General features: G+C 75.0%; 21 protein-coding genes and 1 pseudogene. 12 read left to right on the plus strand and 10 right to left on the minus strand.

Annotated elements, in window-relative coordinates; translation table 11 throughout:
• Positions 1 to 208 precede the first annotated feature (208 nt).
• Positions 209 to 1,309: a calcium:proton antiporter gene (locus ACWEQL_RS05005; RefSeq protein WP_452148756.1), complete on the plus strand. Its 1,101-nt coding sequence runs from the start codon at positions 209 to 211 to the stop codon at positions 1,307 to 1,309.
• A gap of 229 nt (positions 1,310 to 1,538) precedes the next feature.
• Here the strand turns inward: ACWEQL_RS05005 and ACWEQL_RS05010 are convergent, their stop codons facing one another.
• A complete protein-coding gene (locus tag ACWEQL_RS05010; protein ID WP_452148757.1) occupies positions 1,539 to 2,573 on the minus strand; it encodes an LPXTG cell wall anchor domain-containing protein in 1,035 nt (344 codons plus the stop codon).
• A gap of 707 nt (positions 2,574 to 3,280) precedes the next feature.
• On the opposite strand from ACWEQL_RS05010, the gene ACWEQL_RS05015 reads away from it, so the two are divergent.
• The gene (locus ACWEQL_RS05015; protein WP_452148758.1) at positions 3,281 to 4,342 is read left to right on the plus strand and encodes a transporter substrate-binding domain-containing protein; all 1,062 of its coding nucleotides are present in this window, start codon (positions 3,281 to 3,283) and stop codon (positions 4,340 to 4,342) included.
• 158 nt (positions 4,343 to 4,500) lie between these two features.
• Positions 4,501 to 6,018, plus strand: a complete 1,518-nt coding sequence (locus tag ACWEQL_RS05020) for a geranylgeranyl reductase family protein (RefSeq protein ID WP_452148759.1) — start codon at positions 4,501 to 4,503, stop codon at positions 6,016 to 6,018.
• A 52-nt stretch (positions 6,019 to 6,070) separates the two neighbouring features.
• On the opposite strand, the gene ACWEQL_RS05025 is transcribed toward ACWEQL_RS05020, so the two are convergent.
• Positions 6,071 to 6,469, minus strand: coding sequence for a hypothetical protein (locus tag ACWEQL_RS05025; protein WP_452148760.1), 399 nt, complete (start codon positions 6,467 to 6,469; stop codon positions 6,071 to 6,073).
• A gap of 257 nt (positions 6,470 to 6,726) precedes the next feature.
• Positions 6,727 to 7,260 (minus strand): GNAT family N-acetyltransferase, encoded by a 534-nt coding sequence (locus tag ACWEQL_RS05030; RefSeq protein WP_452148761.1) that lies wholly within the window; start codon positions 7,258 to 7,260, stop codon positions 6,727 to 6,729.
• 180 nt (positions 7,261 to 7,440) lie between these two features.
• On the opposite strand from ACWEQL_RS05030, the gene ACWEQL_RS05035 reads away from it, so the two are divergent.
• The 5 genes from ACWEQL_RS05035 (at position 7,441) to ACWEQL_RS05055 (ending at position 10,324) form a co-directional block, all read left to right on the plus strand.
• Positions 7,441 to 8,040 carry a GNAT family N-acetyltransferase gene (locus ACWEQL_RS05035; protein WP_452148762.1) on the plus strand — a complete coding sequence of 200 codons (600 nt, stop codon included), beginning with the start codon at positions 7,441 to 7,443 and terminating at the stop codon, positions 8,038 to 8,040.
• A 271-nt stretch (positions 8,041 to 8,311) separates the two neighbouring features.
• Positions 8,312 to 8,821: an HAD family hydrolase gene (locus tag ACWEQL_RS05040; RefSeq protein WP_452148763.1), complete on the plus strand. Its 510-nt coding sequence runs from the start codon at positions 8,312 to 8,314 to the stop codon at positions 8,819 to 8,821.
• Positions 8,822 to 8,887: 66 nt separating this feature from the next.
• Positions 8,888 to 9,304 carry a DUF3040 domain-containing protein gene (locus ACWEQL_RS05045; protein WP_452148764.1) on the plus strand — a complete coding sequence of 139 codons (417 nt, stop codon included), beginning with the start codon at positions 8,888 to 8,890 and terminating at the stop codon, positions 9,302 to 9,304.
• A gap of 13 nt (positions 9,305 to 9,317) precedes the next feature.
• Complete coding sequence (locus tag ACWEQL_RS05050; protein ID WP_452148765.1) at positions 9,318 to 9,734, plus strand: hypothetical protein; 417 nt, start codon at positions 9,318 to 9,320, stop codon at positions 9,732 to 9,734.
• Between the two features lie 5 nt (positions 9,735 to 9,739).
• Entirely contained in the window at positions 9,740 to 10,324 is a 585-nt protein-coding gene (locus ACWEQL_RS05055; protein ID WP_452148766.1) for a type 1 glutamine amidotransferase domain-containing protein, read from the plus strand.
• An 87-nt stretch (positions 10,325 to 10,411) separates the two neighbouring features.
• On the opposite strand, the gene ligD is transcribed toward ACWEQL_RS05055, so the two are convergent.
• The 6 genes from ligD to ACWEQL_RS05085 form a co-directional block, all read right to left on the minus strand.
• Positions 10,412 to 12,313 (minus strand): non-homologous end-joining DNA ligase, encoded by a 1,902-nt coding sequence (gene ligD, locus ACWEQL_RS05060; RefSeq protein WP_452148767.1) that lies wholly within the window; start codon positions 12,311 to 12,313, stop codon positions 10,412 to 10,414.
• A gap of 79 nt (positions 12,314 to 12,392) precedes the next feature.
• Complete coding sequence (locus ACWEQL_RS05065) at positions 12,393 to 13,043, minus strand: TetR/AcrR family transcriptional regulator (protein ID WP_452148768.1); 651 nt, start codon at positions 13,041 to 13,043, stop codon at positions 12,393 to 12,395.
• Positions 13,040 to 14,245, minus strand: a complete 1,206-nt coding sequence (locus ACWEQL_RS05070) for a saccharopine dehydrogenase (protein ID WP_452148769.1) — start codon at positions 14,243 to 14,245, stop codon at positions 13,040 to 13,042. Before ACWEQL_RS05070 ends, ACWEQL_RS05065 begins: the two co-directional genes overlap by 4 nt.
• 36 nt (positions 14,246 to 14,281) lie before the next feature.
• Positions 14,282 to 14,638 carry an MmcQ/YjbR family DNA-binding protein gene (locus ACWEQL_RS05075; protein ID WP_452148770.1) on the minus strand — a complete coding sequence of 119 codons (357 nt, stop codon included), beginning with the start codon at positions 14,636 to 14,638 and terminating at the stop codon, positions 14,282 to 14,284.
• 5 nt (positions 14,639 to 14,643) lie between these two features.
• Entirely contained in the window at positions 14,644 to 15,162 is a 519-nt protein-coding gene (locus ACWEQL_RS05080; RefSeq protein ID WP_452148771.1) for a VOC family protein, read from the minus strand.
• Positions 15,163 to 15,276: 114 nt separating this feature from the next.
• A complete protein-coding gene (locus ACWEQL_RS05085; RefSeq protein WP_452148772.1) occupies positions 15,277 to 16,194 on the minus strand; it encodes a helix-turn-helix domain-containing protein in 918 nt (305 codons plus the stop codon).
• A gap of 218 nt (positions 16,195 to 16,412) precedes the next feature.
• Between ACWEQL_RS05085 and ACWEQL_RS05090 the strand changes: the two genes are divergently transcribed.
• The 4 genes from ACWEQL_RS05090 (at position 16,413) to ACWEQL_RS05105 (ending at position 18,771) form a co-directional block, all read left to right on the plus strand.
• Positions 16,413 to 16,847 carry a CBS domain-containing protein gene (locus ACWEQL_RS05090; RefSeq protein ID WP_452148773.1) on the plus strand — a complete coding sequence of 145 codons (435 nt, stop codon included), beginning with the start codon at positions 16,413 to 16,415 and terminating at the stop codon, positions 16,845 to 16,847.
• A 189-nt stretch (positions 16,848 to 17,036) separates the two neighbouring features.
• Entirely contained in the window at positions 17,037 to 17,480 is a 444-nt protein-coding gene (locus ACWEQL_RS05095) for a hypothetical protein (protein WP_452148774.1), read from the plus strand.
• Positions 17,477 to 17,797, plus strand: a complete 321-nt coding sequence (locus tag ACWEQL_RS05100) for a helix-turn-helix transcriptional regulator (RefSeq protein WP_452148775.1) — start codon at positions 17,477 to 17,479, stop codon at positions 17,795 to 17,797. Before ACWEQL_RS05095 ends, ACWEQL_RS05100 begins: the two co-directional genes overlap by 4 nt.
• Positions 17,794 to 18,771 (plus strand): NAD(P)-dependent alcohol dehydrogenase, encoded by a 978-nt coding sequence (locus ACWEQL_RS05105; RefSeq protein WP_452148776.1) that lies wholly within the window; start codon positions 17,794 to 17,796, stop codon positions 18,769 to 18,771. The genes ACWEQL_RS05100 and ACWEQL_RS05105 overlap by 4 nt, the downstream gene beginning before the upstream one ends.
• 78 nt (positions 18,772 to 18,849) lie before the next feature.
• Here ACWEQL_RS05105 and ACWEQL_RS05110 read toward each other — a convergent pair.
• Positions 18,850 to 18,927, minus strand: a pseudogene (locus ACWEQL_RS05110) (Resuscitation-promoting factor Rpf1); the annotation flags it as partial.

Here is an 18,927-nt window from a genome sequence, read left to right on the forward strand (position 1 = left end):
TCGAGCCGGCAGAGAACGTGAGCCCGACAGCCGTTTCGAGCGCGCTGGGCGCTGCGCAGCGGCGGCGGATCTCACCCGAGGTGCCGATCCGGTGGCTCCCCGTCACGACCAGGGAACCAGTGCCAGGAACCGCGCGGTACCTGACATCCGTCAGGGTGTCCGGGGCGTCTCCGGGCCCGGGCCCCCGGGGGATGCGATGCTCGGCGGCATGATCAGCAAGCTCAGAGCGGCTGCCAGTCACTGGACCGTCATCGTTCCGTTGCTGGCGTTCGTGGTCCTCGTCCTGACCTGGCAACGCGATCTGCCCGGGTGGGTGGTCGGCGTGGTCTCCTGCTTCCTGGCCGGGGCCGTCCTCGCGGCGGTGCACCACGCCGAGGTGATCGCGCACCGGGTGGGGGAGCCCTTCGGCTCGCTGGTGCTGGCGGTGGCGGTGACCGTCATCGAGGTGGCGTTGATCGTGACCCTGATGGCCGACGGCGGCGACAAGGCGGCGACGCTGGCCCGTGACACCGTGTTCGCGGCCGTGATGATCACCTGCAACGGGATCCTCGGCCTGTCGATCCTGGTGGCCGCGGTGAAGTACCGGGTGGCGGTGTTCAACGCCGAGGGCACGGGCGCGGCCCTGGCCTGCGTCGGCACCCTGGCGACGCTCAGCCTGGTGCTGCCGACCTTCACCACCACTTCGCCGGGCCCGCAGTTCTCGACCTCCCAGCTGATCTTCGCGGCGGTGGCCTCCCTGGTGCTGTACGGGTTGTTCGTGACCACCCAGACCCTGCGGCACCGCGACTACTTCCTGCCGGTCACCCCGGAGGGGGAGGTGCTGGAGGAGGACGATCACGCCGACCCGCCCACCGGCCGTGCGGCGCTGATCAGCCTGTTGCTGCTCGGCGCGGCGCTGGTGTCGGTGGTCGGCCTGTCGAAGGGGGTCTCGCCGACGATCGAGTCCGCCGTCCAGTCGGCCGGGCTGCCGAACTCCGTGGTCGGCGTGGTGATCGCGCTGTTGGTGCTGCTGCCGGAGACCATCGCCGCGCTGCGGGCGGCCGTCCGCAACCGGGTGCAGACCTCGCTCAACCTGGCGCTCGGTTCGGCCCTGGCGAGTATCGGTCTGACGATCCCGGCCGTCACGATCGCCTCGGCCTGGCTCTCCGGTCCGCTGGTGCTGGGCCTCGGTCCGACGCATCTGGTCCTGCTCACGCTGACCATCGCGGTGGGCACGCTCACCGTCATCCCGCGACGGGCCACCCTGCTCCAGGGGGCGGTGCACCTGGCGGTGCTGGCGGCGTACCTGGAGCTCGCGGTGACCCCGTGACGTCCGACCGCCGAACCGTCCGACAGCCGGTCGCAGGAGCGGGTCGGGCCGGGCGGTCCAGGCGGGCCGGACGGTCCGGGCAGCCGGAGCGCGGAAGGCCCCGGGGAACGTTCCCCGGGGCCTTCCGCATGCTGTGCGACGCGTACCGCTGCGCGTGCCGCGCGGGCCGCACGTGGTGTGCGGCCCGCGGTCACCCGCCGGCCGTCACGGCCGCCGGGTGACCGTCGTGTCAGCTGCTGCGGCGGGTGCGGCGGGTGTAGACGAGGGCGGCGCCGCCGAGGAGCAGGGCGGTGCCGGTGCCGGCGATCAGCAGGGTGCCGTCGCTACCGGTGGACGCCAGGTCCTTGCTGGTGGCCGCACCGTTGCCGCCGACGGCGGTCGGCAGGATGAGCGGGGCCTCGGGGGTGACGACCGTGCCGGGCTTCGGCGTCTCGACCGGGGCCGGCGGAACGACCGGCGTGCCGCTGGGGGACGGCGAGAGGGTGACCGACGGGGAGGCCGAGGCCGACGGCGAGACCGTGGCGGACGGGGTGGCCGACGGGGTCTGGGTCGGGGTGGCGCTCGGCGACGGCGTGTTGGTCGGGGTCGCGCTCGGGCTGGGGGTGCTGCTCGGCGTGGTCGACGGGGTGGCGGTCGGCGTCTTCGACGGGGTCTGGGACGGCGTCTGCGACGGCGTCTGAGAGGGGGTCTGGGACGGCGTGGTCGACGGGGTGGCGGTCGGCGTCTTCGACGGGGTCTGCGACGGCGTGGCGCTCGGCGACGGCTTGACGGTCGGGGTGGCGCTCGGGCTCGGGCTGCCGGTCGGGGCCGGGCCGCAGTCGACCTTGAACACCTTGTGCTTGGGGTTGTTCAGGTCGGGGTTCTTGGGGAACTTGCCGCCCTTCTCGAGCTCCACCGACTGCCAGTACAGCTTGTACTGACCGTCCGGCAGGCTGATGTCGGCGGTCCGGCCGTGGCCCTTGCCGTCGAGGTTCAGGCCGCCGTAGAAGACGACCTCCTCGTCCTTGCCGTGGCCCTTGGTGATCGACCAGACCACGGCCTGGGTGATGTCGAAGCCGAAGGAGTCCAGGTAGAAGGTGCAGACCTTGGGCTCGTTGTTCTTGTCCTCCTCGCCGGTCACCGAGTCGTGGATCTTGACGGTGCCGTTGTTGCCCTTGGGGTCCTTGCCACCGGCCGCGGCCTCGGCGGCGGTGGGGGCGATCAGCAGCAGGGCTGCGGCGGTGGGGACGGCGACGAGGGATCGCGCGGCGGAACGGATGCGCATGCTGGTGTCCGTAGAACATCGGCAGGCGGTGAGGGTGCCTGCACGGGGGCGGGGAACGGAGCCCCTCGGCTGACCGAAAACCGACCCTCGCGGGCAGCCGACGGGCAGTGAGAGGCCCAAAAATCCCGCAGTCGGCCCCTCAAATCAAGGAGGGTTTGGCTGAATTGAACAGATATGTAACGGATTGTCCGAGTAGTCCCGCGCAACGATCAGGTCACCGCACCGTGTACGCACAGTATGCGCCCCTCCGCCGGTGAAACCGTTCGTGGTGATGCCCATCGGGTCGCTCGCGCAGACACCGGGCGCACCGTTCGCATCCCTCCGTTCGACGCGCCCCGCTCGACTCCCGCGAGGAACCCCACCCGGCACCCCGTCCGGCGTCCACCCGACACTCCGTCCGACGACCGTCCGACGCCTGTTCGATCCTGTCCGGATCCCGGCCGCCCCGAGTCCCGGCCGCCCGCACCAGGTAGCCCCGAGTCCCGCGGCCGTACGAGGGCGCCACCCGGCCCCGGCGGTCGGCCCCGTCGGCGGGGATGCGACGATGGCTTCATCCGCCCCCGACTGCGGACCTCCGCCGACCGGCCGCCCCCTCAACCCCGGGCGGCCCTCTTCTCCGGGCACACGGCACGAGGTCCGCACTGCGTACCCCGGCAGTCTTCCGGCGTGGCGCCCCTGCCCGCACTCTGCGAAGAAGACGCACCGCGATGCACCGCACCCTCATGCCCCGGCACGCCCGCGTGCCCGGGAACGCCCACCTGCCCACATCCCCGGAGCTCACCCCCGCCCGTACGCCGGCCTCCACCCTCACGCCCGTCCCCACCTCTGCATCCGCCCCCATGCCCGCCCCCGCCCGCCGGGTGTCGCGGCGGCCGCTGCGTGCCGCGGCCGCCCTGGGCGCGGGCGGCCTGCTGCTCACCGGCTGCGGCGGCGAGCCGGGCCCGGCGCCCGGCGGCCAGGACGACCTGCGCGGCCGGCTCCCCGAGGCGGTCAGGACCGCGGGTGTGCTGAAGATCGGCTCGTACCTCAACTACGTGCCGGTCGACTTCCGTGACGCCGGCGGCAACCCGGCCGGACTCGACCCCGATCTGGCCAACGCCGTCGCCGCCCACCTGGGCCTGCGGGTCGAGTTCGTCGACATGCCGTTCGAGAAACTGATCCCGGCCGTCCAGCGCGGCGAGGTCGACATGGCGATGTCGGCGATCATCGACACCCGCCAGCGCCAGCTGGGCGCCACCGACGACGGGCGCCAGGACAATCCCGGCGTGGACTTCGTCGACTACTTCCACACCAGCACCTCGATCGTGGTGCGGACCGGGAACCCGCAGAACATCAGCACCCTGGACAGCCTCTGCGGCTTCACCGTCGCGATCCAGCGCGGCACCGTCCAGGACGAGTTGGCCACCCGGCAGGCGGCCGCCTGCAGCCGGTTCGGCAAGTCGCTGCAGATCCACCGGACCGACAGCGACGAGCAGGCGCTCGCCGAGGTCCTGGCCGGTACGGCGGTCGCCGACCTCAACGACTACCCGGTGGCCGAGTACAACATCAAGCAGCCGCAGCGCGGTGGCCGGTTCCAGATCGCCAGCACGCGGATCCTGCAGTCCGGTTCGTACGGCGTCACCTTCGCCAAGGGCAACGGCCGGTTGCGGGACGTCGTCGCCAAGACGCTGGACCAGCTGATGCGCAACGGTGAGTACGACAAGGTCCTCGACAAGTGGAACGTGCGCGGGGGCGGCATCTCCAGCGCGGTCGTCAACAGCGGTCTCTGACCGTCCCTTCGGTCCCTTCGGTGCCCGGAGCCGGCCTTCCCCGGCCGGCTCCGGGCATGCGTACCCGCACCGGGCCTGCGTGTCGGGCTGCGGCGCCGTGCCCGCTGTCCCTATCGTCGGAGTCGCCAGCCCGATCCGACCGCAGGGGAGTGCGCGCGATGCCCGGCCTCGACCAGACACCCGGCCTCGACGAACTGCCCGGCCACCGGGCCGCGGGCACCGCACCGCAGGGATCGGCCCCGGGCCGGGCCCGTCCCGGCCAGGCCCGCCCCGACCGGGCCCGCCCCGACCACGTCCGTCCCGGCGAGGCCGGCCCCGGTCAGGCGGATGCCGACCGGGCCGGCCCCGGCCCGGCAGGTCCCCGGAAGGCGCTCGCCGAGGAAGCGGTCCCCGACCAGGTACCCCCCGTGGAGGCCTCCGCCGACGTGATCGTGGTCGGTGCCGGCCCGGCCGGTTCCACCGCCGCCTACCACCTGGCCTGCGGCGGCCTGGACGTGCTGCTGCTGGAGAAGTCCTCGTTCCCGCGTGAGAAGGTCTGCGGCGACGGGCTCACCCCGCGCGCCGTCAAGCAGTTGACCGACCTGGGCATCGACATCTCCGAGGAGGCCGGCTGGCTGCACAACCGCGGCCTGCGCCTGGTCACCGGCCACCACCGGCTGGAGCTCGACTGGCCGGAACTGTCCGCCTACCCGGGCCTCGGGCTGGTCCGCCGCCGGGCCGACTTCGACGAACTGCTCGCCCGCCGTGCCGGGGCCACCGGTGCCAGGCTGGTCGAACGGGCCAACGTCACCGGTCCGTTGCTCGACGCGCGCACCGGCCGCGTCACCGGGGTGACGGCCCGGCTCGGTGCGGAGAAGCGGCCGGTCGCGTACACGGCCCCGCTGGTGATCGCCGCCGACGGCAACTCCACCCGCCTCTCGGTCGCGGTGAAGCGCTACCGCCGGACGGACCGGGCCATGGGCATCGCGTACCGCACCTACTTCACCACCCCGCGCCACCGGGACCGTTACCTGGAGGCGTGGCTCGATCTGCGCGACCCCAAGGACGAGCGGAGCCTGCTGCCCGGCTACGCCTGGGTGTTCGGGATGGGGGACGGCACCGCCAACGTCGGGCTCGGGGTGCTGGACACGGGTGCGGTCGCCTCCGAGGTCGACTGGCGCGGCCTGCTCGGCCGCTGGTGTGCCGCGCTGCCACCGGAGTACGGCTACCACCCGGACGCCGTCACCGAACCGGTGCGCGGTTCCGCCCTGCCGATGGGGCTGAACCGGCGGCCGCACTACGCCGACGGACTGCTGCTGGTCGGTGACGCCGGCGGGATGGTCAGCCCGGCCACCGGCGAGGGCATCGCGTACGCCATGGAGTCCGGCCGCTTCGCCGCCGAGGCGGTCGTCCAGGCGATGGCGCGGCGCACCGACCGGGGGCGTGAACTCGCGCTGCACGCCTATCCGCGGGCGCTGCGCTCCGCCTACGACGGTTACTTCGCGCTCGGCCGCGCCACCACCGCGCTGCTCGCCAGGCCCCGGCTGCTCGGCCCGGTCGGCGCGCTGGGGCTCGCGCGGCCGGCCCTGCTGAACGTGGCGCTGCGGCTGATGATCAACCTCACCGAGCCGAACTCCCGTGACGCCCTCGACCGCCTGGTCCACCTGTTGGGCCGGCTGGCCCCCAGCGACCGGTGAGCGATGAGCGGTGACAGGCCAGGCCGCCGTCCGCGATTCCGGGTCACCCCGGTCAGGCGTTGAACCACGCGCGGCCCTCGGCCGAGCCGAACACCCGTAGGACCACGACCGCGAGGAGGATCCCGCCCGCCACGGCCGGCGAGCCGGAGAAGACCGAGGCGACGCCGGCCACCAGGGCGACCCATTCGATCGCCAGCACGGTGATCCTGGTCCAGGCGGCCCGCCGGGAGGCGAGTGCGGCGCAGGTCGCGAGCAGGACCGCCACCAGGATCGACAGGACGGCGACGAACCGCGCCAGGGCGAGCCCGGCCGTCCGGTCGCCGTGGCTGTCGTCGATCAGTGCGAACAGCGTCAGCGCGTTCACGGCGTTGAGCGCGGCGTGGCACCACACCCCCGCCACGGCCCATCGGACCGCCTGCGGCATCCCCTCGCCGGAACGCTGACCCGCCATCCCCGACCACCCCCGGTTCCCTGTTCGCGGCCGTGACGCTGTAACGGAGAGGATCGGTGTGCGGCGGAGAGCCTGTCAATTGCCAACTCAGTTGAATGGTAAGAGTTTTGGCCTATGCTCCGGGCATTGTCAGGGCCCTGTCGGGGGCGTCGGGGCCGTCCGGGTGCCCTGTCGGAGGCCTGTGCGTCGCCGGAGCCGTGCCGGACGCCCGCCCGCGGCGGCCGGGGACGGCGCGCGGGACGCCCGATCCGGCCCGGTCACCACAGGTCGCCGTCCCGCCAGTCGCAGGCCAGGCCGCCGTCGAGGTCCAGCGGCGCCGGTCCCGGCAGGACGAACACGCCGCCCTCCTCCTCCGGAGTGGCGGTGAGACCGGTCGGGGTGAGCGCCGACAGCGGCCCGCGCCACGGCTGCCAGCCGCGCGCCCGGTAGAACTCCGACGCCCCGTCCGAGGCCGAGAGCGCCCCGCAGTCGTACGCGCCGCGCAGCACCGACTCCAGGGCCGCCATCAGCGCCGCGCCGTGGCCCCGGCGCCGCCGGTCCGCGCGCACGCCGACCCCCTCGACGTACCCCGCGCGCAGCGCCCGCCCGCCGTGCAGGAGCCGCCGCTGCACCACCGCGCCGTGGCCGATCGGCACCCCGTCCTCCAGGACCAGGGCGTGCACCCCGCCGAGCGCGTGCTCCCAGTCCTCGTCCGTCAGGTCACCCTCGAACGCCTCGTCCAGCAGGGCCCGGACGGCCCGCCGGGTGGTGGCGTCGAGCTCCGCCGTGTGGAGCGTCCGCACCTCGGTCATGCCGTCGATCCTCGCACGCGGACCCGGCGGGGCGGGTCCGTACGGTCACCCCGTACGGCGACCTCGCGAGGCGGGCCCGCTCCCGCGACCTCGCCCGGGCACCGCGTGCGGCCGAAGCGTGCGGCCGAGCGGGGAAATTCAGTGGCGTCCGAACAGCCGGCCGGGATAGGACAGGGAGCCATGAACGCCACCTCCGTTCCCCTGGAACCACAGCCCTTCGTCCGCACCACGCTGGACCTGGGCGACATCGTGCTGCGGCCGTGGGGCCGGGAGACGGCCCGGGGCGCCGGTGTGGTCGACGCGCTGGTCTCCGCGGCGGACGACCCCGACATCGCCCTGTGGAACCCCATCGCGGTCGTCGCCCGGGAGGACGTCGAGGCCCGGATGGACCGCTACGACGCCCGCTGGGACAGCGGGGAGGCCGCCACGTTCGCCGTGCTGGACGCGGCGGAGGGCGCGCTGCTGGGAGCGTGCAACCTGCGCTGGGTCGACCGGTCCGACGGCCTGGCGATGATCGGCTACTGGATGCTGCCGGCGGCCCGCGGCCGGGGCGTCGCCACCCGGGCCACCCTGGCCGTCACCCGCTGGGGCATCCGTACGGCCGGGGCGCGGCGAATAGAGATCGCCCACGCCGTCGGGAACGGGCCCTCCTGCCGGGTGGCGGAGCGCTGCGGCTACCCGGCGGAGGGCACCCTGCGGGACTCCCACCGCTTCGGCGACGGGAAGTACCACGACGAGCACCTCCACGCCCGCCTCGCCACCGACCCCGAGCCGGCCTAGCGACCCGGGGCACGGCGACCCGGGCAGTGGGCAGTGGGCAGCGGGCACCGAATGCCGAGTACCGACCCGCGCCCACCCGTCCATCCGCCCCACCACACCTCGGTGCCCGCCCCCGCCACACGCCCACGCCCGGCCCGCCGCCGCGCCGGACCCGGTGACGGTGAGCGACCCGGGTGCGTCCGGGCCTATCGTGGAAGGGCACGGCACGCGCGACGCCGCACCGGGCGCCCGCGTGGATCGCAGGGAAGCGGAACGCAGGAAGAGGTGGGCCATGACGGTCATCTCGGCAGCGCTCTTCGGCGTGGGCGGCACCCTGGTCGAGCCCGGCCGACCACCCGGGCCCGATGCCCGTCCCCGTCCGCTGGCGGGCGCCGTCGACCTGCTGCGCGAGTGCGCGGCCCGGGGCTGGACGGTCGTGCTCACCGCGCCGGCGGCGGGGCTGGACGGCCTGCCGGCGCTGACCGTGACCAGGCCAGCCCCGGATCCGGTCCGTTCGGCCCTGGGCCTGGTCGGGGCCGAGGCCGCGCACGCGGTCTGCGTGGCCGGCGGCATCCGGGAGGTGCTCGCGGCCCGGCAGGCGGGAGTGCCGTGCGTGGCGGTGGAGTCCGGGGGCGTCGCCGGTCCGCTGCTGCGGGCGGCCGGCGCGACCGAGGTGCACCGGGACGCGCCCGCCCTGCTGCGCGTGCTGGACGACAGCCTGCTCGCCCGGCCACGGGCGTTCGGTCCGGCCACACCCCGCTCCGGGCCCGTCGAACGTTCCGGGAGCTTCGCCGGCGGCTAGCGCAGGCCCGCATCCGGGCACCCGCCCGGCTGCGATGACGTCACCGAGGTGTCGGAGGTGGCCGATATGGACGGACCAGCGTTGAGCGGACGGGAGCGCCGCCTGCTGGAGGAGATCGAGTCCGATCTGCGCCATGACGCTCGCCTGGAGCGGCAATTGCGCACGATGGGCGCCAAGCGCCAGCACAAGCTGTGGAACGCGATACGCCGGATACCACCGGCGGCGGTCATGATGGTCACGGCGATGACGGCGATCTGCCTCAGCGTCGGCGCCCGCACTCCCACCGCGCCGGTGATCACGGCCGTGACGGTGGTGTGGACGGTCACGGTGGCGCTCTCGATCGGCGTGACGGTCGTGCTGCGCCGCAAGCGCGGACAGGGCCCGGTGGAGGCGCCCCGGGAGAGCTGGAGTCCGGAGGAGCGGCGTGCGCGTCGGCCCTGGGACGACCGGGACGGGCGGTCGGGGCCGCCGGAGCTGACCTGAGGGCGGAGCTGACATGAGTACCGATCTCCGCGAGTACCGCCCGAACTCGCACCACGCCGCCGACCTGAGCCTGGTGGGCTACGAGGCGGAGGCCACCGACGGCCCGCTCGGGCAGGTAGAACGCGACGCCGGCGACCACCTGGTGGTCGACACCGGCCCCTGGATGCCCGGGGGACGGGTGCTGGTGCCGGTCGGGCTGGTCGCCCGCGTCGACCACCTCGAACGGGTCGTGCACCTGGACTGCCCCCGCGCCCGGATCCGCTCCGCCCCGACGACGGCCACGGTGGAGCTGAACGGCGGCACCCGGCCGGGCCGTGGGCCGTACGGTGACGGCCCGCGTCCCGAAGGCCCGCGTCCCGAGGACCCCCGGCCCGAAGGCCTCCGCCGTGACGGCTCCCGTCACGGTGCCCACCGCGACCGTCCCGGGTGATCCACGTGGGTGCCCCGCTGGTCACGCTCACCGGCCGGACCGTCGCCTTCCTGGTCGCGTCGAAGGGCGTCGAACAGGCCGAACTCACCTCGCCCTGGCAGGCGGTCGCCGAGGCAGGCGGCCGGCCCCGGCTGCTCTCCACCCGGCCCGGCCGGGTCCAGGCCTTCGCACACCTCGACCGTGCCGACACCTTCGCGGTCGACCTCCCGGTGGCCGAGGCCGACCCCGCCGAGTACGACGGGCTGGTGCTGCCGGGCGGCGTCGCCAACGCCGACTTCCTCCGGGCCGACCCGGCCGCCGTCGGCTTCGTCCGGGAGTTCTGCGGGTCGGGCCGCCCGGTCGCCGTGATCTGCCACGGTCCCTGGACGCTGGTCGAGGCGGACGTGCTGCGCGGCCGGACGCTGACCTCCTGGCCGAGCATCCGCACCGACCTGGTCAACGCGGGGGCGCGCTGGGTGGACGAGGAGGTGCACGTCTGCCGCGACGGCCCGGGCCCGCTGATCTCCAGCCGGAAACCCGCCGACCTGCCCGTCTTCAACGAGACCCTGGTGACCGAGTTCGCCCATGCCGCGCCGGTACGGCACGGGTGACCGGACGGTCGGCCTGCGGGGTCCCTCGGCCCTGTCCCGGTCGGAGCCTGGTCGGGCCCGGCCCGGTCGCCGCACGGCCGGGCCCTCTCAATCGCCGCGCAGCCGGACGAAAACGGCGGCCGGCGGGCGACCGGTGACCCGGACCTCGGCCCGCACCCGGTCGGTGAGCGGGTGGACCGTCCCGTGCTCCGGGTCCCGGGCCGGCGGTCCCACCAGCCCGGCGCCGACCTCGGCGACCTGACGGGCCTGGACCGCGGTCAACGGGGGAGAGGAGAGCAGCACCCGGCCGTCGTCCAGCTCCAGCACCAGCGCGCGGGGCCGGGTCGCCGTGCCGGTGAGAGCGCGGACGGTCGCGTCCACGGTGTCGCCGCTGCGGTACTTCACCCAGACCCGGCCCGCGCCGCGCGCCCGGTACGCCGAGCCGGCCGCCTTGCACACCAGGCCCTCCACCCCGGTCTCGGCGAGCTGCTCCATCCAGGCCATGGCCTCGGCCCGGTCGGTGGTCGCCAGTACCGGCTGCACCGGGGGTGGCACCCCGTCGAGCGCGTCGAGCAGCAGTCGGCGCCGTTCGGTGAGCGGCCGCGCCCGGACGTCCCGGCCCGGCACCGCCAGGACGTCGAAGGCCACCAGGCCGAGCACCACCTCGTCCGCCTGCCGGGTCTGCCGGATGCGCAGCAGCTCCTCGAAGGCGAACCGCCCCTCCCGCCACGCCACCAGCTCCGCGTCCAGCACCAGTCCGGCGGGCAGCCGGGCGACGGCGGCCGCGACGGCCGGGAACTCGGGCGCGAGGTCCCGGCCGGAGCGGGACTGCAGGACCGGCGGGGCGTCCCCGCGGGCGAAGGCCACGCACCGGAAGCCGTCCATCTTGAGCTCGTACTGCACCCCGTCCCCGCCGAGGCCGTCCTCGTCGGGGACGGCGGTCACGGTGGCCGGGCGCATCACCTCGACCAGGGGCGTGAGGACGATGGTGCGCGCCGGAGCGGCGGGGGACTCCGAGGGCGCGGGCGGCTCGGGCCCACCGTCGCGTACGGCCGCCCGCGCACCTCCACCCGGTTTCCCGGCCGCACCCGCCGCACCCGGCGCCTCCGCCTCCACCGCCGCGGGGGACTCCGGGAGCGGGCGGGCCCGTACCGGGTCGAGCAGCGGGGCGAACAGGTCACCCAGCTCCGCCACCCGGGCCGGGACCTCGGCGATGGTGAACGTCAGCTCCCCCACCGAACCGGCGGCCGCCAGCTCGTCCCAGGTGAGCGGGGTGGAGACGGTGGGCCGCTCGCGGGCCCGCACGGTGTAGGGCGCGGCCGTGGTCTTCCTCGCCACGTTCTGCGACCAGTCGACGAACACCCGACCGGTCCGCCGGGCCTTCGCCATGGAGTGCACGACCAGTTCGGGGTGCTCGGCCTCCAGTGCGGCGGCGAGCGCCTTCGCGTACCCGGAGACCGCGGCGCTCGGGGTCGGCTCCAGCGGGACCAGCAGGTGCAGGCCCTTGGAACCGGAGGTCTTGACCCAGGCCTCCAGGCCGTCCGCGGCCAGCCGTTCGCGCAGCAGCCCGGCCACCGTGCGGCAGGTCAGCAGGTCGGCGCCCTGCCCGGGGTCGAGGTCCAGCACCAGCCGGTCGGCCAGGCCCGGCGCCGCGGCGTGCCACTGCGGCACGTGCAGTTCCAGGCAGCCGAGGTTGGCCGCCCACAGCAGGGCCGCGCCGTCCGACAGCAGGACCTGCCGCAGCGGCCCGCTGTCGCTCGGCACCTCGACCGTGCGGACCCAGTCGGGCGTGCCGGCGGGCGGGTTCTTGGCGATGAACCGCTCTCCGTCCACCCCCTCCGGGCAGCGCAGGAACGACAGCGGGCGGTCCCGCAGGTGGGGGAGGAGCGCGGGGTGGACGGCGGCGTAGTAGTTCAGCACCTCGCCCTTGAGCGTGCCGGTGCGCGGGAAGTACACCTTGTCGAGGTGCGACAGCGCGAGGGTGCGCCCGTCCACCACCAGCTGCGGCATCGCGGCCTCCCGCGGACACGCCCGGGAGGGGACGCTCCCGGGGACGAGGCCCCCGGGGTCGAGTCTGCCGGTCCCCGGCCTACCCCGCCAGCAGCGCCCGCGCGGTGCGGACCAGCTCCTCGTCGGAGTCCGGGTCGCGCTCGCCGGCCAGGCCCGAACGGAACAGTGAGGAGCCCTCCATCAGCATCACGAAGACCCGCGCCCGGGCCCGGCACCGCTCCACCGGCAGTGCGGGCGCCCGGCACGCCAGGAACTCGGCGACCCGCTCGCCGTAACGGTCGTAGAAGCCCCGGACGGCCGCGGCCACCGCCTCGTCGCGGGCCGCGAGCGCCCACACCTCGGCGAACAGCCGCACCAGCCGCGGATCGTCGTGGTCGGCCAGCAACGCGCGGACCACCGCCGTGCTGTCGGGCGGCCCGTCGGCCCGGCGTTCCAGCAGCGGGGCGAGCCGCTGCTCCGACCGCCCGAGCACCCGTTCCAGCAGTGCGCCCACCAGATCGGAGCGGGCCGGGAAGTAGTACTGCAGGTGCCCCAGCCGTACGCCGGCCGCCGTCGCGACCGCCCGCATCGACAGCTCGGCGCTGCCGGCGGTGACCAGCAACTCCTCGGCGAAGTCCAGCAGCTGGGCGCGCCGCTGCTCGCCCTTCGCGCCCCGGCCTGCCTTTCCGCTCCCGCCGCCCTCGCTGCCACCCGCGCCGTCCGTGCCACCCGCGCCGTCCGTGCCGCTCATGCCGCGGCCCGCCCGGGCTCCTCGGCGCCGTCCGCGCCGGCCGCCGCCCCGGTGACCCGTACGCCGACGCCCAGCCCGGTGAGCTCGTCGAGCACGCGCTCCGGCCGGGGCGTCTGCTCGGGGAAGGCCACGCCCATCGGCGGCTCCGCGCCGTCCGTGCCCAGCACCCGGCGCAGCCCCAGCAGCGCGCCGACCGCCGTCAGGTGCGCCTGCCCGGCCCGGTCCTCCAGGACGGCGCTCAGGGTCCGGCCGCCGCGGGTCACGTCGATGCGCAGCCGGGCCACGCCGCCCTCGCCGGGCGAGTACAGCATCGCCCGGCGGGCCGGTTCCCAGCGCTCGCCGCGGCCCCAGCGGAAGAACCCGAGCCGCTTGGCGGCCAGCAGGGCGGAGGTGCTGGCGGCGGAGCTGAAGCCGATCCGGGTGGTGGCCGTGGTGACCCCGAGGGTGAGCGGCAGGGTGAACTGCTCGGGCGTGTCGATCCGGGCGACCTTGGTCGGCACGGCGTCGACCCCACCGGCCCCCGCAACGCGACCGGCCCCCGCAGCGCGACCGGTCTGCGCACCCGAAACGGCACCCACCGCGGGCCCGGCCCCGCCGATCAGCACCTTGCGCGGGTCGCTCAGCGGGGCCACCGAGAACCGCCGCCCGTCCACCATCACCTCGAAGTCCAGGCCGAGCCGGTCCATGAACTCCACCGAGTCGGCGCCCGCGCGGTCCGCGAGGTCCCAGCGGACGGCGGTCTCGACGGTGTCCGCCCCGCCCAGGCGCTGCGCCAGCGCGGCCGTGACCAGGCTGCTCACCCCGCCCATCCAGGCCGAGGAGAGCAGGACCGGCGCGGTCGGCCGCAGCAGCGCGGCCACCGTGGCGGCCCGCTGGAGCCGCGCGGTCCAGCGGGTCACGTCCACGTACGGCACCCCGGCGGTGGCGGCGGCGCGCAGCACCCGGTCGTCCGGGTCGTTCACCACACTCACCACGGCCCGGACGGAGGCCTCGAAGGGTGCGGGGTCGGCGAGGTCCCAGCGCCGGGCGCGGACGTCGGGGCCGAGCAGCCCGGCCAGGGCCGCCCCGCGCTCCTCGGAGCGCCCGGCCAGCAGCAGGGGCCAGTGCGGTGCGGCGAGCCGTGCGAGCTCCGCGCCGACGGTGCCGTAGCCGCCGACGAGCAGGACGGGGGCCTGGGGATCGAACGTCAGGTTGTCGGTCATGCGGATGAGAATAGGTCACTCGACCTAAAAGTGCGATCAGTGGCCGCCGCGGCCGGTCGCGACCAGGGCGTGGGCGTCCCGGAGCAGGACTTCCACGCGGTCCCAGTCCGGCGGCCCGGCGTCGAGACGGACGCCCACCCAGCCGCGGTGGCCCACGTACGGCGGCCGGAAGTAGCGCTCCGGCTCCTCGGCCACCATGGCCGCCTGCGCCCCGGGCGGGGCCGGGCACCAGAAGGCGAGCACGTCGTCGTGGTGGTGGTCGGCGAACATGGCGAAGACCCGCCCGCGCCGGCCGGGCCCGGTGAACCAGGTGGGCTCGCCGTGGCTGATCCGTTCCTCGGCCTCCGGGAAGGCCAGGCAGATCGTCCGGAGGCGGTCGAGCGGGTCGGCCATCGGACTCACGCCTCCTCGGCGGTCGCGGCCGGGCCCGTCGGACCCTTCGCCGGGGAGCCCGTGGACGATCCCGCCGACGACCCGACCCCCGTCGGTCCGGCCGGCCGCGGGGTGCCCGGGTAGCTGCCGAAGTACCAGAGGTTGCCCTCCGGGTCACGGGCCGCGAAGTCGAGCGAGCCGTAGTCCGTCCGGTGCAGGTCGGTGGTGATCCGCGCCCCGGCCGCCGCCGCGCGGTCGTGCAGGGCCGCGGGGTCGGCGGTGACCACGTAGGCGGTGAAGCCGCCGGGGCCGCCCGGCCAGGCCTCGCCGTCCGCCGGGTCCTCACGATCGGAGCCGAGCATCACCCCGCCTCCCTCCGGCCAGGCCAGCTCGGCGTGGGCGACGAAGGAGTCCTCCCCGTAGGCGACGACCTCCTCGAAGCCGAAGGCGTCCACCAGGAAGCGGATCAGCGCCCGGGCGTCGCGGGCGCGCAGGCTCGGCCAGACCTGCGGGGCGGGGGCGGGGGCGGCAGCGGTGTCGGTCATGGTCGGATACCTCCTCGATACGCGGCCCGACGACGGTCCCGGCCGCGGAGGGATCACCGGGCGGGACGCCGGGCCGGGCCCGGTCGTCGAGCCGGGGCCCGGTCGGGCCCGTGCTCACGCCACCCACTCTGGCTCCGGCACCCCGCTCCCGCCTTGGACGTTTCGGAACTTCACGCTCGCGCCGCCCTCGGCCGCCAGCCAGGCGCTCGGCGCGCTCCCGGCCAGTGCCCGGAACTCCCGGGCCAGGTGCGCCTGGTCGAAGTACCCGCAGCGCACCGCGAGCTCCGCCAGCCGCGGCGGGGGCGCGGCCGCGGGCTCGGTGAGCAGCCACCGGGCCCGGTCGAAACGGATCACCCGGGCGGCCGCCTTCGGGGTCAGGCCGGTCTCGCGGCGGAAGCGGTCCTGGAGGTGGCGGCTGCTCCAGCCGGCCTCCCGGGCGAGCTCCGCGACCGGCCGCGCGCCGCCCGTGCGCAGCAGCGTCCGCCACGCCCAGCGGACCTCGGGCGGCACCTCCTCGGGCAGTTCGGGTGCGGCGCCCCGGCCCGGTCCGGCGGTGCGCAGCAGGTCCAGCAGCATCCCGTCCAGCAGCGCGAAGCGGCCCGCCCAGTCGCCGGCCGTCAGCAGTCCCTCCCGCAACCGCTCGCCGAGCGGCCCGAGGACGGCCTCCGCCGGCAGGTCGAGTCCGCCGAACTCCCCGGCGGGCAGCCCGAAGAGGGCCCGCGCGGCCAGCGGGCGGACGGCGATCTGCACCCCCGACTGCCGTCCGGTGTGGGTGATCAGCGCGGGGGTGGTGTGCAGTCCGCCGAGCAGCGCCGCGTACGAGTCCGGGCGCTGGGCCGGATCCGGGTGGGCGGCGATCACCAGCGGATCGTCCAGGGTGAGGATGAAGGTCAGGTAGGGCGAGGGCAGGCCCCGGTGCACGGCGGGGGCGACGCCCCGCTGCCGGTAGCCGGAGTACCAGGCCACGTACGGGCGCAGCGCCGTGGCGGGCAGCGCGCGTACGGCCTCGTCGACGACGACGTCCGTGGTCACCCTCCCAGTATCGGCGCGGGGCCGGTCGCGAGAATGCCACGGGGTGGTGCGTCCGGAACGCCGTGAGGGGCGTCCGTGGGGGCCGGCGGCCGGGGCCGAGCCGTTGTGGTCGTGCTCGCCGGGCGGAGTCGCCCGGCGCTGCCTATGGTGTTGGCAGGCACGCACTCGGGGCAGTCCGAGGGCCCATGCCCAGGGGGCAGACCTGAGGAGGAATCCCAGTGACCACAGCTCGTGACATCATGCACCGCGGCGCCCAGTGCATCCGCGCCGACCAGACGCTCGCCGAAGCCGCCATGATGATGCGCGACATGAACGTCGGCGCGCTGCCCATCTGCGGCGACGACCAGAAGCTCAAGGGAATCATCACCGACCGGGACATCGTGCTGCGATGTATCGCCGAGGGCATGGACCCGTCGTCGATGCGGGCGATGGACCTCGCGGGTCACCTGCACTGCGTCCGGGCCGACGACAGCATGGACGACGTGCTGCGGAAGATGGAGCAGCACCAGATCCGCCGGATCCCGGTGATCGACGACGACCGCCTGGTCGGCATGATCAGCGAGGCCGACATCGCGATGGGTCATCGTGACGGCCAGCGGCTGACCGACCAGCAGATCATCGACTTCATGGACAGCATCTACATGAAGCGGTGAACCGGCGGCGGAACCCCCGCCCCGAGGAGGCCCCCGCGCAGCGCCGCGCGGGGGCCTTCCGCGTGTCCGCCCGCGGCGTTCCCGGGTGTGGCCCGGCCTCACCATGCGCGATGTACAGAATTCTTGACACGGTGTCCGGTCTGCTTGACACTCCCAGGCATGGGGATTTCCTTCTCTCGGGGAGTGGAGATGGCGTTCGGGGACATGGCGTTGGAGGAGAAGCGCGCCTGGATCATGGCGGCGGTGACCGTCGCCGCCTACGGTGCCTACCTGACGGTGGTGCTGGGGCGCCCGGCGGACGGGCCGCTGGCGGGGACGCCGTACGTGGCGGCGCTGCTGTGGAGCGTGGGTGCGGCGATCGTGGCGTCGATCGTGCTGCACATCGCGGCGGCCGCGCTGTCGCCGGCCGAGGAATCGGTCAGGGACCAGCGGGACCGCGAGATCCACCGCTTCGGCGAGCACGTGGGGCAGTCCTTCGTCGTCATCGGCGGGGTCACCGCGCTGGTGCTGGCGATGGTGGAGGCCGACCCGTTCTGGATCGCCAACGCGCTGTACCTGGCGTTCGTGCTGGCCGGGCTGCTGGGCTCGGCCGCCAAGATCGCCGCGTACCGGCAGGGACTCCACCCGTGGTGAGGGCGACCAGGGTCACCAACACGATCCGGGCGCTGCGGTTCGCCCGCGACGAGATGACCCAGGCCGAGCTCGCCCGCCGGATCGGCGTGACCCGGCAGACGGTCATCGCCATCGAACAGGGCCGCTACTCGCCGTCCCTGGAGACCGCGTTCCAGATCGCCCGGGTCTTCGCCGTCCCACTCGACGACGTCTTCCAGTACCCGGACGGCGACCACCACGCGGACAACGGCCACCACCCGGACAACGACCGCACGAGCACCGTCGGCGGCGCGCACGACGGCACCACGGGCAGCGGGAACGAGGGGGAGAAGCGATGAAGGCGATCGTCCAGGACGTCTACGGGCCGCCCGAGGTGCTGCGGCTCGGCGAGGTCGACCGGCCGGTGCCCGGCCGCGGCGAGGTGCTGCTCCGGGTCCGTGCGGCCGCGGTCGACGCGGGCGTGTGGCACCTGATGGCGGGCCTGCCCTACGCCATCCGGCTGGCCGGCTTCGGCGTACGGGCGCCGAAGAACCCGGTGCGCGGATTGGACGTCGCCGGGACCGTCGAGGCGGTCGGCCCCGAGGTGACCGGACTGCGGCCCGGCGACGAGGTGTACGGGAGCGCCGACGGCTCCTTCGCCGAGTACGCCCGTGCCCGGGCGGACCGGCTGGCCCCGAAGCCGGCCGGGCTCGACTGGGAGCAGGCGGCCGCCGTCCCGGTCTCGGGGTGCACCGCGCTGCAGGCGCTGCGCGACCGGGGACGGGTGGCGGCCGGGCAGCGGGTGCTGGTGATCGGGGCGGGCGGCGGCGTCGGGACCTTCGCGGTGCAGTTGGCCAAGGCGTTCGACGCGCGGGTGACCGCCGTGTGCAGCGGCGGCAAGGCGGAGCGCGTCCGGGCGATCGGGGCCGACGAGGTGATCGACCACACCCGGGAGGACCCGCTGGCCGCGGCCGGCCGCTACGACCTGATCCTCGACATCGCCGGGAACCGTCCGCTGGGGCGGCTGCGGCGGGCGCTCACCGTGCGCGGGACGCTGGTGATCGTCGGCGGCGAGGCCGGGGGCCGGATGCTGGGCGGCAACGACCGGCAGCTGCGGGCGCTGCTGCTGTCGCCGTTCCTGCGCCGGCGGCTGACCACGCTCGCCGCGACCCAGCGCCGCGCCGATCTGCTGCGGCTCGGCGAACTGATCGAGGCGGGTTCGGTGCGACCGGTGATCGACCGGGTGCTGCCGCTGGCGGAGGTGCCGGAGGCGGTCCGGCTGCTGAGGGCCGGGCAGGTGTGCGGGAAGATCGCCATCCGGATCGGGGACTGACCGTGCCGGTCCGTCCGCGGGTATGACGATGCCGCCGCACCCGGTGTGGGGTGCGGCGGCGTCGTCATGGTGGCTCTACTTGGTGAGGCCGGCCTTGACGGAGCAGACGGGCCAGGCGCCGGGGCCCTGGGCGGCGAGGACCTTCTCGCCGATGGC

This window comes from Kitasatospora sp. NPDC004240 (assembly GCF_053603215.1).

Coding starts and splice junctions, on each gene's coding strand:
- ACWEQL_RS05030 (WP_452148761.1), bottom strand. CDS start 7,260: ATGACCGAGGTGCGGACGCTCCACACGGCGGAGCTCGACGCCACCACC.
- ACWEQL_RS05095 (WP_452148774.1), top strand. CDS start 17,037: ATGGCGTTCGGGGACATGGCGTTGGAGGAGAAGCGCGCCTGGATCATG.
- ACWEQL_RS05070 (WP_452148769.1), bottom strand. CDS start 14,245: ATGACCGACAACCTGACGTTCGATCCCCAGGCCCCCGTCCTGCTCGTC.
- ACWEQL_RS05005 (WP_452148756.1), top strand. CDS start 209: ATGATCAGCAAGCTCAGAGCGGCTGCCAGTCACTGGACCGTCATCGTT.
- ACWEQL_RS05105 (WP_452148776.1), top strand. CDS start 17,794: ATGAAGGCGATCGTCCAGGACGTCTACGGGCCGCCCGAGGTGCTGCGG.
- ACWEQL_RS05050 (WP_452148765.1), top strand. CDS start 9,318: ATGAGTACCGATCTCCGCGAGTACCGCCCGAACTCGCACCACGCCGCC.
- ACWEQL_RS05035 (WP_452148762.1), top strand. CDS start 7,441: ATGAACGCCACCTCCGTTCCCCTGGAACCACAGCCCTTCGTCCGCACC.
- ACWEQL_RS05015 (WP_452148758.1), top strand. CDS start 3,281: ATGCACCGCACCCTCATGCCCCGGCACGCCCGCGTGCCCGGGAACGCC.
- ACWEQL_RS05080 (WP_452148771.1), bottom strand. CDS start 15,162: ATGACCGACACCGCTGCCGCCCCCGCCCCCGCCCCGCAGGTCTGGCCG.
- ACWEQL_RS05020 (WP_452148759.1), top strand. CDS start 4,501: ATGCCCGGCCTCGACCAGACACCCGGCCTCGACGAACTGCCCGGCCAC.
- ACWEQL_RS05010 (WP_452148757.1), bottom strand. CDS start 2,573: ATGCGCATCCGTTCCGCCGCGCGATCCCTCGTCGCCGTCCCCACCGCC.
- ACWEQL_RS05040 (WP_452148763.1), top strand. CDS start 8,312: ATGACGGTCATCTCGGCAGCGCTCTTCGGCGTGGGCGGCACCCTGGTC.
- ligD (WP_452148767.1), bottom strand. CDS start 12,313: ATGCCGCAGCTGGTGGTGGACGGGCGCACCCTCGCGCTGTCGCACCTC.
- ACWEQL_RS05075 (WP_452148770.1), bottom strand. CDS start 14,638: ATGGCCGACCCGCTCGACCGCCTCCGGACGATCTGCCTGGCCTTCCCG.
- ACWEQL_RS05025 (WP_452148760.1), bottom strand. CDS start 6,469: ATGGCGGGTCAGCGTTCCGGCGAGGGGATGCCGCAGGCGGTCCGATGG.
- ACWEQL_RS05065 (WP_452148768.1), bottom strand. CDS start 13,043: ATGAGCGGCACGGACGGCGCGGGTGGCACGGACGGCGCGGGTGGCAGC.
- ACWEQL_RS05045 (WP_452148764.1), top strand. CDS start 8,888: ATGGACGGACCAGCGTTGAGCGGACGGGAGCGCCGCCTGCTGGAGGAG.